The organism is Pseudomonas sp. JY-Q, assembly GCF_001655295.1.
In the GTDB taxonomy this organism is placed as follows: domain Bacteria; phylum Pseudomonadota; class Gammaproteobacteria; order Pseudomonadales; family Pseudomonadaceae; genus Aquipseudomonas; species Aquipseudomonas alloputida.
In genome coordinates this window covers 1,899,159-1,913,862 of sequence record NZ_CP011525.1, presented here as the reverse complement: position 1 = coordinate 1,913,862, position 14,704 = coordinate 1,899,159, and the positions used below count along the sequence as shown (strand labels likewise).

The window sequence follows — 14,704 nt, the reverse complement described above, 5'->3', positions numbered from 1 at the left end:
TTCAAGCCGACAGTTTACGCCGGGCCAGCGCCCCACCCAAGAGCCCGGTCAGGCATCCGATGAGCAGCCCGCCGACGTGGGCGGCATTGGCGATCTGGCCAAGGCCGAGCGTGCCGACCACGCCGGTCAGGCATACCACCAGCCAGATCAGCATCATCACCAGCACGCCCTTGGGCAGGTTGAAGTAACGGTCAGGCGCCAGCCACTGGTACAGCCAGATATGCCCGAGCAGGCCGTACAGCACGCCGGACAGACCGCCAAACAAGCTCGGCCCACTGGTGTAGTGCTGGGCCAGGTTGGACACGAGGCTGAACAGCAGGGTCAGGCCCAGCAACGCCCACGGGCCCTGGCGCAGTTCGATGCGTTTGCCCAGCTCCCAGTACCACAGGCTGTTCATGGCCAGGTGCAGCACGCCGAAATGCAGCAGCATGGGTGATACCAGGCGCCACCACTGGCCGTCATCCAGGGTTTGCGCCAGCGAGGTGAAGTACAGGTAGTCGCCCTGGACACGGAAGTCGAGGAAGGTGAACCAGCTGATGGTGGTGAAGTTGTCGCCAAGGCCCGTGAGGCCGGCGACGATGAAGCACAGCAGCAGGGTGAGGGTGGTGATTTTGCAGGCCTTGGCCTGGGCTGCCAGAGAAGGCTGTGTGGGGGCATTCGCCGGTGAACCCGCCCCTACAGGGTCGGCGCTGGCCGGCAGGTCGGCGTTGCCGTCGGGGTAGCGCTGGTAAAGCTGCAGCACATCTTCGGCCAGGGTGTCGGGAGCCCAGAGAACCTGGGCATCACCCTCCTCGCTGACCCGGTGCGGCACCTGCAGGCGTTGCAACAGGTGGACGAAGCCGCTGAGGTCGACCGACAGCGGCAGGCGCATCACTTCGATAATGTTCATTGGTTGGCCTGTGGGCGGTCGACGTCGACCCAGACGAACTTGTGTGGGTCGATACGGGTTTCATCATCCAGCCGGTAGGCGACCAGCTTGCCGTAGAGCACGGCGCTGTAGTCCAGGCAGGCCAGGTTGGCGCGGATCGGTGCCGGACGGCCGCTGCGCCAGTAATGCCCGACGAACAGCATCGGCTGGTCTTCGTCATAGCGCAGCAAGGCGTTCTTCTGGCTGTGGCTGAGCGGGGTGCTGGCCACTGCCTCGGGCAGGGCATCGGGCTGGAACACGATGTCACCGTAGGTTTTCGGGTCTTCTTCCCAGAACTTGGTGCGGAAGAACGCGCGGGTCAGGCCGTCGCCGCCGGTCAGCGTCAGCCCGTCCGGCAGGCGCATGTCGGTACCACGCAACAGGCGGTTGCACACCGTGTCGGCAAAACTGCCACTGACCGCCGAGGCCTGGATGAAGTGCTCATCGATGCGTCCGTCGGGGTATTGCCGGCGCAGCGGCTCGATCAGCCGCGGGTCCCAGCAGGCGTGCACCAGACGGAAGCGCCCTGCGTCGATGAACAGCGGCAGCTGGTAGAACCAGTTGACGAAATCGTGCCAATCGCCGGGGTGTTGGGCAAACTGGGTCAGGGTTTCGTCGATCAGCCGGGCATGCCGCGGCGTGTGTTCGCGGACATAGGCCTTGCCGCTGCCAGGCAGCGCAGGGGTGACCCAGCCCAGGGCATTGTATTCGTGGTTGCCCATGATGCAGAACGCCTGGCCGGCTTCGACCATGTCGTGGACGATGTGCAGCGCCTCACGAATGCGTGGCCCGCGGTCGACGATGTCGCCAAGGAACAGCGCCTGACGTCGCGGGTGGCGCCACACGCCAGCCACGCGCTTGTATCCGAGGGCGTCGAGCAGGCGTTCAAGGGTCAGTGCACAGCCGTGCACGTCGCCGATGATGTCAAAACTTCGCGCCGGATCGAGCATCAGTCGTCACTGCTCCCCAGGCGGCTGCCCCAACCCAGTTTGGTGCGGCAGACCTCGTAGTAATTGTGGTCCAGCGGGTGGATCAGGCGCAGCTTTTGCGGCTTTTTGCTGACCGTGATGGTGTCGCCTGGGGCGCACGTGAAGTGGTTCTGGCCGTCACAGGACACCTGCGGGTAGATCTGCAGGTCCTTGGACACCACGATCTTCAGCTCGCTGTTGCCGTCAACCACGATCGGCCGACCCGACAAGGTGTGCGGGTACATCGGCACGATGACGATGGCATCGAGCTTGGGGTGCATGATCGGGCCACCGGCCGACAGCGCATAGGCGGTGGAGCCGGTGGGGGTGGCGACGATCAGGCCGTCGGCCTTCTGGCTGCAGACGAACTGGCCGTCGATGTAGATCTCGAACTCGATCATGCGCGTGGACTTGCCTGGGTGCAGCACCACGTCGTTCAGCGCATCGCCCTGGCCGATGGCCTCATGGTGGCGACGCACCTCGGCCTGCAGCAGGAAACGGTTTTCTACCAGGTAGTGGCCGTCGAGCACTTCGGCGACCTTCTGTTCCAGCTCGTCGGGGCGGATGTCGGTGAGAAAACCCAGGTTGCCACGGTTGATACCCAGCACCGGAATGTTGTGCCGGGCCAGCGCGCGGGCAGCGCCCAGCAGGCTGCCGTCGCCGCCGACCACGATGACCAGGTCGCAGACCTCGCCCAGCAGCTTGCGGGTGGACGTCTGCAAGCCATGACCGGGCAGCACTTCGGCAATGGTGTCCTCGAGGATCACGTGCAGGTGGCGATCGAGGAGGAATTTTTTCAGTCGGCGAATGGTGTCGAGCACCTGCGAGCTGCCAAGGCGACCGATGATACCGATATTGCGAAATTGCTCCATGGGGCTCCTGCGAGGCTCTGCGGCGGGTGACGATGCGCCGATTATGGGCGAAACCACCGGGCAGCGGCAAACCGGCTATGCTCGCAGGATGACGCCATTCGCCCAGCTTCACGACCTGCCCCGACAACTGCAGCACTCTACCGTGCGTGACCTGGCATGGGCCCTGTTGTCGCCGCCCCTGCTCAGCGCCCCGCCCTGCCCCCAGCGACACCCGCTGGCGGGCAGCCTGTGGGCGCAGCAGCCGCAACGCCTTGAACAATGGTTGCGGGCCCTGGATGCCGATGAGCGACCGTTGCGCGAGTGGCTGGCGCAATTGGGCAGCCGGCGCCTGGGGCATTACTACGAACGCCTGTGGCAATTTGCCCTGGGCCAGGCGCCAGGCATCGAGCTGCTGGCCGCCAACCTGGCGATTCGCGACGGCGGGCGCACCTTGGGCGAGCTCGACGTGGTGCTGCGCGACCGCGACGGCGTGCACCACCTGGAACTGGCGATCAAGCTGTACCTGGGCCCGGAAGGCGCCGGGCACGATCCCCATGCCTGGCTGGGGCCAGGTTGCCATGACCGGCTGGGGACCAAGCTTGCGCACCTGGCGGGGCACCAATTGCCCATGTCCAAGGGGGCGCACAGCCGTCAGGCGCTGGCCCAGCTAGGGGTGGAGCAGGTGCAGGCGCAAATGTGGCTGGGTGGTTACCTGTTCTATCCACGGCCTGGGCATGCCGAGGCGCCGGAGGGCGCCAACCCGCAACATTTGCGCGGGCGCTGGCTTCGTCGGCGGGACTGGGTGATGGCCGAGGGCGAGCGTTGGCAGCCGCTGCAGCGGCATGCCTGGCTGGCACCGGCTAGGGTGGCGTCAGGTGAGTGCTGGCAGGCGGAGCAGTTTGCGGCGTGGCTGCATGTGCTGGAGCAGCAGGCACCGGCGCACTTGCTGGTACGACTGGTGCCTGATGCCGAGGGCGCCTGGCAGGAGGCAGAGCGGGTGTTTCTGGTGGCTGATGACTGGCCGTATCTGCCCGGTAACTGATGTCGCCTGTTCCTGCCCCTTCGCGGGCCCGCCCGCGAAGAGGCCGGTGGCTGGCAACACAATTTTCACAGACCCAGCGCAAAGATTCGTTTCTGGTAACCATTACAATGGTACCTGAGCGCCAGCAAGAGCGCCTTTCCGACCTGATGACGAGGACCGATCATGGTTTCATCCAACCCCGCGACCCATTACGCGCGCCTGTCCATCGCCCTGCATTGGCTGATGCTGGTGCTGCTGGCCGCTGTCTATGCACTCATCGAACTGCGTGGCCTGTTCCCCAAGGACAGCGTCGAACGCAACCTGATGAAGGACCTGCACTTCATGCTCGGGCTCAGCGTGTTCGTGCTGGTCTGGCTGCGCCTGGCCATGCGCCTGAGCCGCCCGACGCCGCCCATCGTGCCAAAACCACCGGCCTGGCAGACTGGCCTGGCGCACCTGATGCACCTGGCACTGTACCTGATGATGATCGGCCTGCCGCTGGCCGGCTGGCTGATCCTAAGCGCCGCCGACAAACCGGTGCCGTTCTTTGGCCTGGAGCTGCCCCATCTGATCGGCCCGAACCCGGACCAGGCCAAGTTCATCAAAGGCTGGCATGAGCGTATTGGCAGCTGGGGCTACTGGCTGATCGGCCTGCATGCACTGGCCGGGCTTTACCATCACTATGTGCAGCGCGACAACACGCTGTTGCGCATGCTGCCTTACAAGTAACCGCGTCGCCCCTGCAGGCCGCCTGTGTGCACGAAGATCAGGCGGCTGCCGGGCTTGAACAGCCCGGCAGCGACCTGATCACGCAAGGCCAGCAGAGCCTTGCCGGTATAGAGGGCTTCGAGCGGCACGTCAGTGTGCTGCTCGCAGTCGGCGATGAACGTCAGTAGCGCATCGTCGAATTTTCCGAAACCGCCACGGCAGGCGTCGTGTAGCTGGTAGCCGTGCGTGCCGGCCAGTGCTGCCACCGTCTCCGGCACCCCATGATCCCTGGGTACGGCCAAGGCGCCATGCACGGCATGCGCCCCTGCCTCCGCCATTACCAGCCCGGCCAAGGTAGTCCCCGTTCCGGCAGCCAACCACCAGGCGTCGTAGTCTGACCACCCCAAGGCCGAGATTTGCGCGCGCGCCTGCTGCATGATCAGCGCGCAGCCCTGCGCACCGGCCAGCCCGCCGCCCCCTTCGGGGATACAGTGCCAGCCTGGGTAGCGCGCCTGCCAGGAAACCCAAAAGCCTGGCTCGTTACGCGCACGGTAGCCGCCGTAGCCTAGCCAATGCAGTTCCATGCCCAGCGCCTGCAGGTCACGCACGGTTGGCGTGTCCTGGGCATGGCCGCGTAACAGGCCGACGGTGGCGAAGCCGAAACGCTTGCCGGCAGCGGCCAAGGCGTGCAGATGGTTGGAATGGTTGCCGCCAAGGCTGATCAGGCCTGGAGCATGGCTGGCGCCGGCCTGTTGCAGGTGGTGGCGTAGCTTGAACCACTTGTTGCCGCTGATCAGCGGGTCAATCAGGTCCAGGCGCAGAGTGGCGGCCTGGACCTGGGCTTGCCGCAGCCAGGGCAAGTCCAGAAACTGCAGGGGGGCTGGGGGGAGGTCGAATACATGCATGGATCGCAGTGTACAGGGTAATCCCGCAAGCGCTTGTAATCGATGAGTCACCCCCGCCGAGGCATCACAGTGCCAGGCTGGCTCGACACAGGCATCGATACCCCGGCACAGGCTGTCGTAGGAGCGGGTTCACCCGCGAACACCGGCAAAGCCGGTGCCATCCACCGCGTCACCTGTTTCGCGGGCATGCCCGCTCCCACACGTGCAGGTGTCGGGTTCACGCAGCCCCAACGACCTCAGAGCTCAGCCGCCAACCGCGAGCCTTGGTTGATCGCCCGCTTGGCATCCAGCTCGGCCGCCACATCCGCGCCACCAATCAGGTGCACCGACTGCCCCGCCGCCGCCAGCCCTTCCTGCAGCTCGCGCAGCGGATCTTGCCCGGCACAGATCACCACGTTATCCACCGCCAGCACCTGCGGCTCGCCGCCGTCCACACGAATGTGCAGGCCGGCATCGTCGATAGCCAGATACTCCACGCTGTTGAGCATCTGCACCCCCTTGTTCTTCAACCCGGTGCGGTGAATCCAGCCGGTCGTCTTGCCGAGCCCGTCACCCACCTTGGATTTCTTGCGCTGCAACAGGTACACCTGCCGCGCCGGAGCATGCGGCTCGGCCTTGATCCCGGCCACACCACCTCGCGCCTGAAGGTGGGTATCGATGCCCCACTCTTTCCAGAATGCCGCTCGGTCCTGGCTGGTGGCCACGCCCTCATGTACCAGGTACTCGGACACATCGAAGCCGATACCTCCCGCGCCAATCACGGCCACCGACTTGCCCACAGGCTTGCGCTCGAGCAGCACGTCCAGGTAGCTGAGCACCTTGGCGTGCTCCACGCCCGAAATGGCCGGGGTACGCGGGGCGATGCCGGTAGCCAGGATGATTTCATCAAAGCCGCCGCCCACCAGTGCCTGCACATCCACACGGGTATTCAGGCGCAGGTCGACGCCCGTGCTTTTGACCTTGTTGCGGAAGTAACGCAGCGTTTCGAAGAATTCTTCCTTGCCCGGCACCCGCTTGGCCACGTTGAACTGGCCACCGATTTCGCTGGCGGCGTCAAACAGGGTCACCGCGTGGCCCCGCTCGGCCGCCACGGTGGCCGCCGCCAGGCCAGCCGGGCCGGCGCCTACCACGGCAATGCGCTTCACCGTACGTACAGGCAGGTAGTTGAGTTCGGTCTCGTGGCAGGCACGCGGGTTGACCAGGCAACTGGTCAGTTTGCCGCCGAAGGTGTGGTCCAGGCAGGCCTGGTTGCAGCCGATGCAGGTGTTGATTTCATCCGCGCGACCGGCAGCGGCCTTGTTGACGAAGTCCGGGTCGGCGAGAAACGGTCGGGCCATCGAGACCATGTCCGCATCGCCCTCGGCCAGCACCGCCTCGGCCACCTCCGGGGTGTTGATGCGGTTGGTGGTGATCAGTGGAATGCTCACCACGCCCCGCAACTTGGCGGTGACTTTGCTGAAGGCCGCACGCGGCACTTTGGTGGCGATGGTCGGAATACGCGCCTCGTGCCAACCGATTCCGGTGTTGATCAAGGTAGCGCCGGCCTGCTCGATGGCCTTGGCCAGCAGCTCGATCTCGTCCCAGGTGCTGCCACCCTCGACCAGGTCGAGCATCGACAGGCGGAAGATGATGATGAAGTTCGGCCCTACCGCGCCACGCACCCGGCTGACGATTTCCACTGCCAGGCGCATGCGGTTTTCATAACTGCCGCCCCAGCGGTCGGTGCGGTGGTTGGTGTGGGCGGCGAGGAACTGGTTGATGAAGTAGCCTTCCGAACCCATGATCTCGACACCGTCGTAACCGGCACGCTGGGCCAGCACGGCACAATTGACGAAGTCGGCAATCTGCTTCTCGATACCCTCCTCGTCCAGCGCCTTGGGCTTGAACGGGTTGATCGGCGCCTGAATCGCGCTAGGTGCCACCTGGCGTGGGCTGTAGGCGTAGCGCCCGGCATGCAGGATCTGCAGGCAGATCTTGCCACCGGCAGCGTGCACCGCCTCGGTGACGATGCGGTGCTTGTCGGCCTCTTCCTCGGTGCTGAGCTTTGCCGCACCGGAATACACCCCGCCTTCATCATTGGGCGCAAGGCCGCCAGTGACCATCAGGCCAACGCCACCGCGGGCGCGCTCGGCAAAGTATGCAGCCATGCGCTCGAAGCCGCCGGGGCGCTCTTCGAGGCCAGTGTGCATCGAGCCCATCAGGGTGCGATTGCGCAAGGTGGTAAAGCCCAGGTCCAGCGGGGCAAGCAGGTGCGGGTAGCGGTCGGCGGCCATGGAAAGGTCCCCTGATGGCGTGATCACGGATTGCGGGCACCTCACTGGGTGGCGGGCCCCGTCGTTTGTCTGTCTGCGACATTAAACAGCCGTTTGAATTGCCTCAATGATCAAAACTGACAAGTTAATGATCGTGATGAACAGTAGAGGCAGCGACTGCCGGGAAGGCTCCAGAACTTCAGCGCTATAAGGTTCGCCTGGCTTGATCGCCAAACAGTCTCCTCGCGCATTTGCCAGACAACGCGGCTCTGCCAGACTCTTCAAGCACGTTTGATCATCCACCCATGGAACGTGGCGCCTACTCAGTGCGCCCGGAGGGTTCGCTCATGCTGACAAAAGGATGGGACACCATCAGCATCGTTCGCCAGGACAGCGTGAACAGTGACCTGGCAGCCAGCTGGAACAGCCTCGACCACGAATTTTCCTATACCTCGGATGAAGGCTACGCCTGCCACGGGGTGTTCGACTGCTGGTCGGTCATCAACGGTGGCGGCGGTCGCTTGCTGCGCCTGCGCATGCCTATACGCTCAGGTTTTTTCGAGGCCAGTGGCACCAGCCGCTCGCTGGCCGGCGCGACTGCCATCATCGAGGTCACCCTGTCGCTGTTGCCACAAGGCAACGGCCAGGTGCAGTTGAAGTCGGCCTTCCTGCACAAGGCCGGAGACACTCAACCCCTGCAGGGCGACGAAGGCGGCTGGCTGCGCGGCATCACCCTGCAAGACCCCGACGGTTCGCTAGGTCCTTTCGCCTCCGTGGTGTTGGACTGCATCTGCAACTACCTGGTCGAGCATCCCCGACAGTTCACCCATACCTTCGCGACCATCAACTTCAGCAAAGCCACTGCCCCGGAATGGGCCAGACCGCGAAAATGTACCTATGCGTACCTCGATTCAGGCTTCCTGGCGATCATGGCCGTATGTACCGAACGCGACATCAGTGGGCTGCCACTGGATATCGATGTGTCGGGCATCAGCCAGGGTGGACAGTCGAGCTACGTGCTGTCTCCACGCATGGTCCTGGAGCATCTGGTACTGCCCGGGCTGCTTCAGCTTTACCAGGGTGCCACGGCGCAGGACTACCGCTTCGACAATACGCAAATGGCCAACATACCGACCTTGCGCATGAAGGCCATCAAATCAGGGGCGATCTGGTACACCCCCGTTGTCTTCGCCGGTTGCAACCCTGCACGAATGCTCGGTGACTTCATCACCGTCGACTATCAGGGCAACTGTGACCTGCACGCAGGTATCGACATGAAGTGGAACGGCTGGCTGAGGATGAAGCTGGTGCTCGATGGCAACACCATCAACTTCGTCAAGCAATCGTCCGACTTCAGAAAGGAAGTGCATATTCCCTGGTACCTGGCCTGGCTCTCGCCCATCGTCAGCCTGATCACCCACATCGTCGCCGCTGTGATCTCCGATGACCTGATCAGCGCCATCGCCGCGCGCGGCGGCTCGGTCAAGGCCGACACCATCGATTGCGTGTCCTGGAGCAACGACACCCATACCGCTTCGTCGAGCTACCTCGCCGAGGCCCTTGTCATCAACTACGTGTGACCCCACCAACACAAGGAGCCGTATCATGAGCAATGAAAGCAAGGTCATGCTATCCGGGTTTGCCCAACCCATCTCGCTGCGCCTCGATCACCTCAATGAAACCGCGCGCCAGACCCTGCGCGAATCGCCCCTGTACCGCAACGCGGCGTTTGTACACAGTTCCGAAGACACCTTGCGCGCCGCGCAGCTACTGACCAATGCCGGAACACTGGCCAGTACGGTCACGACCAATGGCTGGGATACCGTGAGCATCTGCCGGGTCTCTGCGCTCAACCAGCGCATTGCCCTGGAAAAAACCTACCCCGCCAGCATAGACGCCGGGGTCGACAGCTTCTCGCTCAAGGCCGACTTCGACGCCTGGTCGATTACCACCGGCGGCGACGGACGCAACGTCAAGGTACGCATCCCCTTCGGCTCGGGGACATACAAAGGCCTGAATGGCAAAACCTACCAGGTCCAGGGAATGTCTGCGGATGTCTACGTCAAGCTCAGCTACTTCCCGGCGCCCAATCCAGTATCGGCTTCAGACGGCACGTATGAACTGCAAGTCAACACCCAGGCAACGGACCCGGATGACCCGATCGCTGCGGTGATTGCCCTGAGGGACCCGAACAACGTCTTGAGCGGCATTGACCAGAGCGTGATGCGCGGCGTACTCGAAGACTGGCTGAACCAGCCCGAGAACCTGAAGAAGTTCGACACCCTGTTCAGTACCGTACTGATCAACAACATGGGCAAGGAAAGCGAGGAATTCAAATGGCTGCGCGCCACCTCCATGAGCTATGCCTATACCGACAAGAACACTGAGGAAAGCAGCATCTTCGGGGTGCTGGCCATGACCAACGAGCGTGACTCCACGGGTTTGCCGAACCAGTTGCCTGCCGTGATGCTGGCTGCGGACAACAATGCCAACTTCCTCATCAGCCGGGAGATCTTCGTCAAGTACCAGTTGCTGGCGGCATTGCCGTTCATCTTCGAGGGTACCACCGCGGCCAACTTCACCCTGGATTCAGCGGGCACATCCATCACTGCCAACGACCTGAAGCTCGACAGCGTCAAGTTTGGGGCCATCACCTATCATCCCGTGGCCGAAAAGTTCGATATCAACTTCGACGAGTCCTATATCCGCACCGAATGCAAGGTACGCACCGATATCTCACCGGGTATCGTGGCCTATACCCGTATCGTCACCAAGCAGACGCTGCAACTGGGCGTCAACGACAAGGGCGAACAGGTGATGGTATATGCCATGGTCGGAGACCCGGATGTCCAAAACACGACAGACATCGCCACCTGGGTGGTCGTCACCGAAGCCATTCTAGGCGCGATTGCCGCCGTGGCCACCGCCGTGGCGGGTGGTGTGGGCGGCAAGGTGATGGCGTTGATCGTCGGCATCATCGCAGCGTTGGTGGTGGCCATTGTCAGTATCGTCATCCACGTGATCATCGAGCGCGTGGTGGCGGGTGGTGTAACCAACAACATTCCGTCCATAGCGCCCATGGTCAAGGTGGCGGCGAACCAGGTCAAATGGCCATTCAGTGAACCGGATGCCTTTGTCCTGACCGACATCACCTACTCCGGTGCGCTGATATTCGGTGGCTCGCTGAAGTTGCTCGAGAAATTCTGCATCCAGGACAAACGTCTCGCCCTGGCGACGCTGGCCGCCTGACCCTGCCAACACAACCCCGGGCCTCAACGCCCGGGGTTCCTTGCACGCCCATCGCCATTCCTTTGGTATGATCAAAAGTCGATTGTGCATGGATCCATGCAGTGCGCTACTCAAACCGATCACAAGGCGCGAGGTTGCGGCTTCATCGTTCCGTATGGCCACTCCACTTTTAGCGAATACCCACGCTTGATGCGAAAACTCCTGGCAAGCGCCCTGGCGCTGGTGATGATCGCCGCCCTCTGCGGCTATGGCTTCTGGACCCAACAGCGCCCGGAAGGCCACTACCTGTCCGACCTGCGCATCGAACTGGCGCTTAACCATGGCGTCCCGGGCGAGCACGGCAACCTGCTCGGTGTCGAACCACTGCTGTACCCGGGCGACTATCAGAACTTGCAACGCCTGCACCGCAAGCTCGCGGCCTATCTGGAGCAAGCCCGCGCCCAAGGCCTGGTGAACCCGCGCACGGTGGTCGTGCTGCCGGAACACATCGGTACCTGGCTGTGGGCGCGCGGAGAGAAGAGCGAGCTGTATCAAGTTACCCAGAGCCGCGAAGCCCAACAATGGCTGGAACTGAGCAACCCGCTGCGCTATGGCCTCGCGGTTCTTGGCGCTGACGGCGACGACTGGCGCGCCGATGCGCACTTGCGCATGAAGGCCGAGCAGATGGCCGCAGACTACCAGCAGCTGTTCGGCGGCCTGGCCAAGGAATTTGGCGTCACCTTGGTGGCCGGTTCGATCGTGCTGCCCGAACCTTATGTGAAACAAGGCGTACTGCATACCGGCCGTGGCCCGCTGTTCAACAGCAGTGTGGTGTTTGCCGGTGACGGCTCGCTACTGGGGCAGCCCCAGCGTCAGCAATATCCCGACAGTGAAATGCGCCGCTACGTCCACGACGGCCGCCAGCACCCGCTGCAGGTCGTGCAGACCCCGGCCGGGCGCCTGGGGATACTGGTGGGCAGTGACAGCTGGTACCCGGAAAACCACCAGCAACTGACTGAACAAGCCGTACAACTGATCGCCAACCCAGCGTTTCTCAGTGGCAAGGGCAGCTGGCAAGCACCCTGGCGGGGAAATCGCCACCAGGATGCCAGCGCCGGGCTGGCATTGCAGCGCGGCGAAGTCAGTGAACAGGCGGCTTGGCAACGCCTGACCGAAGTGGCCGGAACCGACATCAGCAGTATGAGCGTGTTCATGCGCGGGCAGTTCTGGGAACAGGGCAGCGATGGCCAGGGCTTTGCCCGCCAGTCGGGAGCGTTGCTTGCCGCCCCTCCCAGCCCAGGTGCCCGCCTGCTGAATGTGTGGCTGTAAGCCCATGGCCCGCCCCCGCGTGCGCCTGGGCGAACTGTCGGTGGGTTTTGTCCAGCCTTTGAGCGAAGCCCTGCGCGAGCTGGGCCACGACCCTGAACCATTGCTGCGCCGCTACGGCCTGGACGCGACGCGCCTGAGCGAAGCCGGCGCACGCCTGTCCATCCCCCGCTACATGCATCTGGGCCACGCAGCAATCGAAATGAGCGGCGAGGCTGCTCTAGGCCTGCGTATGGGGCGCCTGAGCCGTCTGGCGCATGCTGGCCTGGCCGGGGTCACCGCGGCCCAGGCCCCCACCTTGGGTGAGGCGGCGCGCACCCTGCTGCGCTTCGAGCCGCTTTACGCGGCCAACTACCGTGGCCATTCCCGCTTTGTGGAAGATGCCCAGGGCGCCTGGCTGCGCTTCTACTCCATCAGCCCGTATAACGACTACAACCGCTTTGTGGTCGACTCACTGCTGGCCGGCTGGCTGGCCCAGTTGACCGACCTTGCCGGCACCCCAGTGCAGGCCGAACGCCTGGACATCGAGTTTGCCGCGCCCTCCTATGCCGCGCGCTATCAACCGCTCTGCAGCACGCCTGTGCAGTTCGCCGCCGACGGCAATCAGCTGCGTCTGAACCGCGCCACCTTGCAACTGGCCAACCCCGGGCATTGCCCAAGTACCTGGCAGCACCTGCTGCAACTGTGCGAGGCAGAGCTGCTGCAGCGCACGCGGGTGCGCAGCCTGGGTGAGCGCATCACCCACCTGCTGGGCCCGCTGCTCAATGGCGGCCGTGAACCGGACCTGGAAGAAGTGGCGCTGCACCTGCAACTGCCAACCTGGACCTTGCGCCGCAAGCTCGCCGAGGAAGGCACGCGTTTTCGCGACCTGCTCAACGAAACACGGCGCGACTTGGCCGAGACCTACATCCGTGACACGGCGCTGGCCTTTGGCGAGATTGCCTATCTGTTGGGGTTTGCTTCGGCCGAGGCCTTCCAGCGCGCATTCAAGCGCTGGACGGGCCTCACGCCGGGGGAGTTCCGCCGCAGCCAGCGGCAGCCGGGCTAGAGTTCGGTGGCGTCGTCGGCCGGTTCCGGGGTGTCCAGTTCGTAAGCCTGGGTTTCGAGTAGTTCTTCCTGGTATTCATCCATTGCCCTGCGTCCTCTTTGCTCATTTTGCCTTTGTAGGTATCGCCTTCAGCCTAAGCAGGTGGGATGAAGGGATGATGACAAGCTTATGAGTGGTAAACGTAGCAGGTGTTCAGGAAGTTATCGCGGGGCGTCTGTAACAGAGGATGTTTACAGCCTGAACCGTCCCTTTCGCGGGCTGCCGGCGAAAAGGCCGGTTCAGGCGACCCATCAAAGGGAGGGGGCGGCGGCTTCGACCGGCTGGGCATCCTGCTGCACCTGAATGGGTGCAGCTTCCGCCGGCGGGGCCACAGGCTGCGAACCCTGGCTGTCATCCACCAACGGCGCCGCTGCCGCCTCGCTGGCCGGGGCTACTCCCGCAGGTGCAGGCGTCGCTTCAACCAACGGAGCAACTGCCGGGGCCGGCGCCACCGGGTTCGCCGCCGCCTGCTCCGGAAGCCCCAGGTCCACCGCCGGCTTTTCCACCTTGGGCGCCTCGACCTTGGCCTTTTCGACCTTCTTCGGCTTGGGCAGGTAACTCTCCACCAAGGCGAAATAGCGGTCATAGAACTGCGCCGCGGTCACCGTCTCACTGGCCACCTTGACCATCGAGTCGTCACTGGAGCCGATCGGCATCGACACCGAACCCAGCACCCCCACGCCCAGGCTGGCGGAGGTGTTGGACTTTTTCAGCGCATAGCGGTCCTGGAGGGCGTTGGCGAACATGGTCGAGCGCTGATCGTCGCTCACGTCCGGCGCACAGGTGACATTGAAGCTGATCTGCAGGTGGTTCTCGCTGTTTTGCTGAAAGCTCTTGTTACCCACCACCTGGTTGGCGCCGCTGCTGGTGATGATGTATCCCTGGCTAAGCAAAGCACGCCGGGCAGCCTCGCAAGAGCCGGCATCGCTCACCGGAAAGCTGCGCGAGAAGGTACCCGAGTCATCGAAGTTCTCGTGCTCGTAGACGGCCGCTTTTTTCGAGGAACAACCGGTCACGCCCGCCAGCACCAGGGCCAGCCCGAGCGCACCAAAGACGGAAGATCTGGTCATTGCGAATTCCGGGTATGTCGGGAAAGTGCCTATTGTGCAACACAGCAGGCAGGCACAGGAACCGCTGGTCGGTGAAGAATCTGTCAGGCTGGTGTAAATCTGGGTAAAGGCAGGCACTTGCCAGGCGCACCAACGAAAAAAGCGACCCGAAGGTCGCTTTAACGTTGCTTCAAGGCGTTCATGGGGCCTTAAAGCGAAGATGGCGCAGCGGACGGGACTCGAACCCGCGACCCCCGGCGTGACAGGCCGGTATTCTAACCGACTGAACTACCGCTGCGTATCATTCAGGCTTGCGCCCGATTGAAACCTGGGTCTACCCTTCCGGCGCGATGGCCTCAGGGCAGGCACAAAAAAAGCGATAACACGATCGCTTCTCTTGTG

12 protein-coding genes and 1 tRNA gene are annotated in these 14,704 nt (G+C 63.4%); 6 read left to right on the top strand and 7 right to left on the bottom strand.

The window, feature by feature from the left end:
• Position 1: 1 nt before the first annotated feature.
• Genes AA098_RS08620 through AA098_RS08610 form a run of 3 tightly spaced genes read right to left on the bottom strand, consistent with a single transcriptional unit; the run spans position 2 to position 2,747 of the window.
• Positions 2 to 889, bottom strand: a complete 888-nt coding sequence (locus tag AA098_RS08620) for a rhomboid family intramembrane serine protease (RefSeq protein WP_060538796.1) — start codon at positions 887 to 889, stop codon at positions 2 to 4.
• Entirely contained in the window at positions 886 to 1,860 is a 975-nt protein-coding gene (locus AA098_RS08615) for a metallophosphoesterase (RefSeq protein WP_176393466.1), read from the bottom strand. Before AA098_RS08615 ends, AA098_RS08620 begins: the two co-directional genes overlap by 4 nt.
• Positions 1,857 to 2,747 (bottom strand): NAD(+) kinase, encoded by an 891-nt coding sequence (locus AA098_RS08610; protein ID WP_003247220.1) that lies wholly within the window; start codon positions 2,745 to 2,747, stop codon positions 1,857 to 1,859. The genes AA098_RS08615 and AA098_RS08610 overlap by 4 nt, the downstream gene beginning before the upstream one ends.
• Between AA098_RS08610 and AA098_RS08605 the strand changes: the two genes are divergently transcribed.
• Both AA098_RS08605 and AA098_RS08600 read left to right on the top strand, forming a co-directional pair.
• A complete protein-coding gene (locus AA098_RS08605; RefSeq protein WP_054889379.1) occupies positions 2,746 to 3,768 on the top strand; it encodes a DUF1853 family protein in 1,023 nt (340 codons plus the stop codon). The genes AA098_RS08610 and AA098_RS08605 overlap by 2 nt on opposite strands.
• A 162-nt stretch (positions 3,769 to 3,930) precedes the next feature.
• Positions 3,931 to 4,476, top strand: a complete 546-nt coding sequence (locus AA098_RS08600) for a cytochrome b (RefSeq protein WP_003247218.1) — start codon at positions 3,931 to 3,933, stop codon at positions 4,474 to 4,476.
• Here AA098_RS08600 and AA098_RS08595 read toward each other — a convergent pair.
• Both AA098_RS08595 and AA098_RS08590 read right to left on the bottom strand, forming a co-directional pair.
• Positions 4,467 to 5,360, bottom strand: coding sequence for a 1-aminocyclopropane-1-carboxylate deaminase/D-cysteine desulfhydrase (locus AA098_RS08595; protein WP_019752186.1), 894 nt, complete (start codon positions 5,358 to 5,360; stop codon positions 4,467 to 4,469). The genes AA098_RS08600 and AA098_RS08595 overlap by 10 nt on opposite strands.
• 236 nt (positions 5,361 to 5,596) lie before the next feature.
• Complete coding sequence (locus AA098_RS08590; protein ID WP_064614058.1) at positions 5,597 to 7,633, bottom strand: NADPH-dependent 2,4-dienoyl-CoA reductase; 2,037 nt, start codon at positions 7,631 to 7,633, stop codon at positions 5,597 to 5,599.
• Between the two features lie 326 nt (positions 7,634 to 7,959).
• Between AA098_RS08590 and AA098_RS08585 the strand changes: the two genes are divergently transcribed.
• The 4 genes from AA098_RS08585 to AA098_RS08570 all read left to right on the top strand — a co-directional run bounded on the left by AA098_RS08585 (position 7,960) and on the right by AA098_RS08570 (position 13,214).
• Positions 7,960 to 9,192, top strand: coding sequence for a TULIP family P47-like protein (locus AA098_RS08585; protein WP_256545300.1), 1,233 nt, complete (start codon positions 7,960 to 7,962; stop codon positions 9,190 to 9,192).
• Positions 9,193 to 9,217: 25 nt separating this feature from the next.
• Complete coding sequence (locus AA098_RS08580; RefSeq protein WP_003247214.1) at positions 9,218 to 10,861, top strand: TULIP family P47-like protein; 1,644 nt, start codon at positions 9,218 to 9,220, stop codon at positions 10,859 to 10,861.
• A gap of 189 nt (positions 10,862 to 11,050) precedes the next feature.
• The gene (locus AA098_RS08575) at positions 11,051 to 12,169 is read left to right on the top strand and encodes a nitrilase-related carbon-nitrogen hydrolase (RefSeq protein ID WP_003247213.1); all 1,119 of its coding nucleotides are present in this window, start codon (positions 11,051 to 11,053) and stop codon (positions 12,167 to 12,169) included.
• A 4-nt stretch (positions 12,170 to 12,173) separates the two neighbouring features.
• Complete coding sequence (locus AA098_RS08570; protein ID WP_064614056.1) at positions 12,174 to 13,214, top strand: AraC family transcriptional regulator; 1,041 nt, start codon at positions 12,174 to 12,176, stop codon at positions 13,212 to 13,214.
• Between the two features lie 290 nt (positions 13,215 to 13,504).
• Here AA098_RS08570 and AA098_RS08565 read toward each other — a convergent pair whose 3' ends face one another.
• Positions 13,505 to 14,323, bottom strand: coding sequence for a DUF2242 domain-containing protein (locus AA098_RS08565; RefSeq protein ID WP_064614055.1), 819 nt, complete (start codon positions 14,321 to 14,323; stop codon positions 13,505 to 13,507).
• A gap of 200 nt (positions 14,324 to 14,523) precedes the next feature.
• A tRNA-Asp gene (locus AA098_RS08560) sits at positions 14,524 to 14,600 on the bottom strand.
• Positions 14,601 to 14,704 lie beyond the last annotated feature (104 nt).

Excerpts from the sequence above, each read along its gene's own strand:
- AA098_RS08620 (WP_060538796.1), bottom strand. The coding sequence starts at position 889 with ATGAACATTATCGAAGTGATGCGCCTGCCGCTGTCGGTCGACCTCAGC.
- AA098_RS08605 (WP_054889379.1), top strand. The coding sequence starts at position 2,746 with ATGGGGCTCCTGCGAGGCTCTGCGGCGGGTGACGATGCGCCGATTATG.
- AA098_RS08610 (WP_003247220.1), bottom strand. The coding sequence starts at position 2,747 with ATGGAGCAATTTCGCAATATCGGTATCATCGGTCGCCTTGGCAGCTCG.
- AA098_RS08600 (WP_003247218.1), top strand. The coding sequence starts at position 3,931 with ATGGTTTCATCCAACCCCGCGACCCATTACGCGCGCCTGTCCATCGCC.
- AA098_RS08595 (WP_019752186.1), bottom strand. The coding sequence starts at position 5,360 with ATGCATGTATTCGACCTCCCCCCAGCCCCCCTGCAGTTTCTGGACTTG.
- AA098_RS08590 (WP_064614058.1), bottom strand. The coding sequence starts at position 7,633 with ATGGCCGCCGACCGCTACCCGCACCTGCTTGCCCCGCTGGACCTGGGC.
- AA098_RS08585 (WP_256545300.1), top strand. The coding sequence starts at position 7,960 with ATGCTGACAAAAGGATGGGACACCATCAGCATCGTTCGCCAGGACAGC.
- AA098_RS08580 (WP_003247214.1), top strand. The coding sequence starts at position 9,218 with ATGAGCAATGAAAGCAAGGTCATGCTATCCGGGTTTGCCCAACCCATC.
- AA098_RS08575 (WP_003247213.1), top strand. The coding sequence starts at position 11,051 with ATGCGAAAACTCCTGGCAAGCGCCCTGGCGCTGGTGATGATCGCCGCC.
- AA098_RS08570 (WP_064614056.1), top strand. The coding sequence starts at position 12,174 with ATGGCCCGCCCCCGCGTGCGCCTGGGCGAACTGTCGGTGGGTTTTGTC.
- AA098_RS08565 (WP_064614055.1), bottom strand. The coding sequence starts at position 14,323 with ATGACCAGATCTTCCGTCTTTGGTGCGCTCGGGCTGGCCCTGGTGCTG.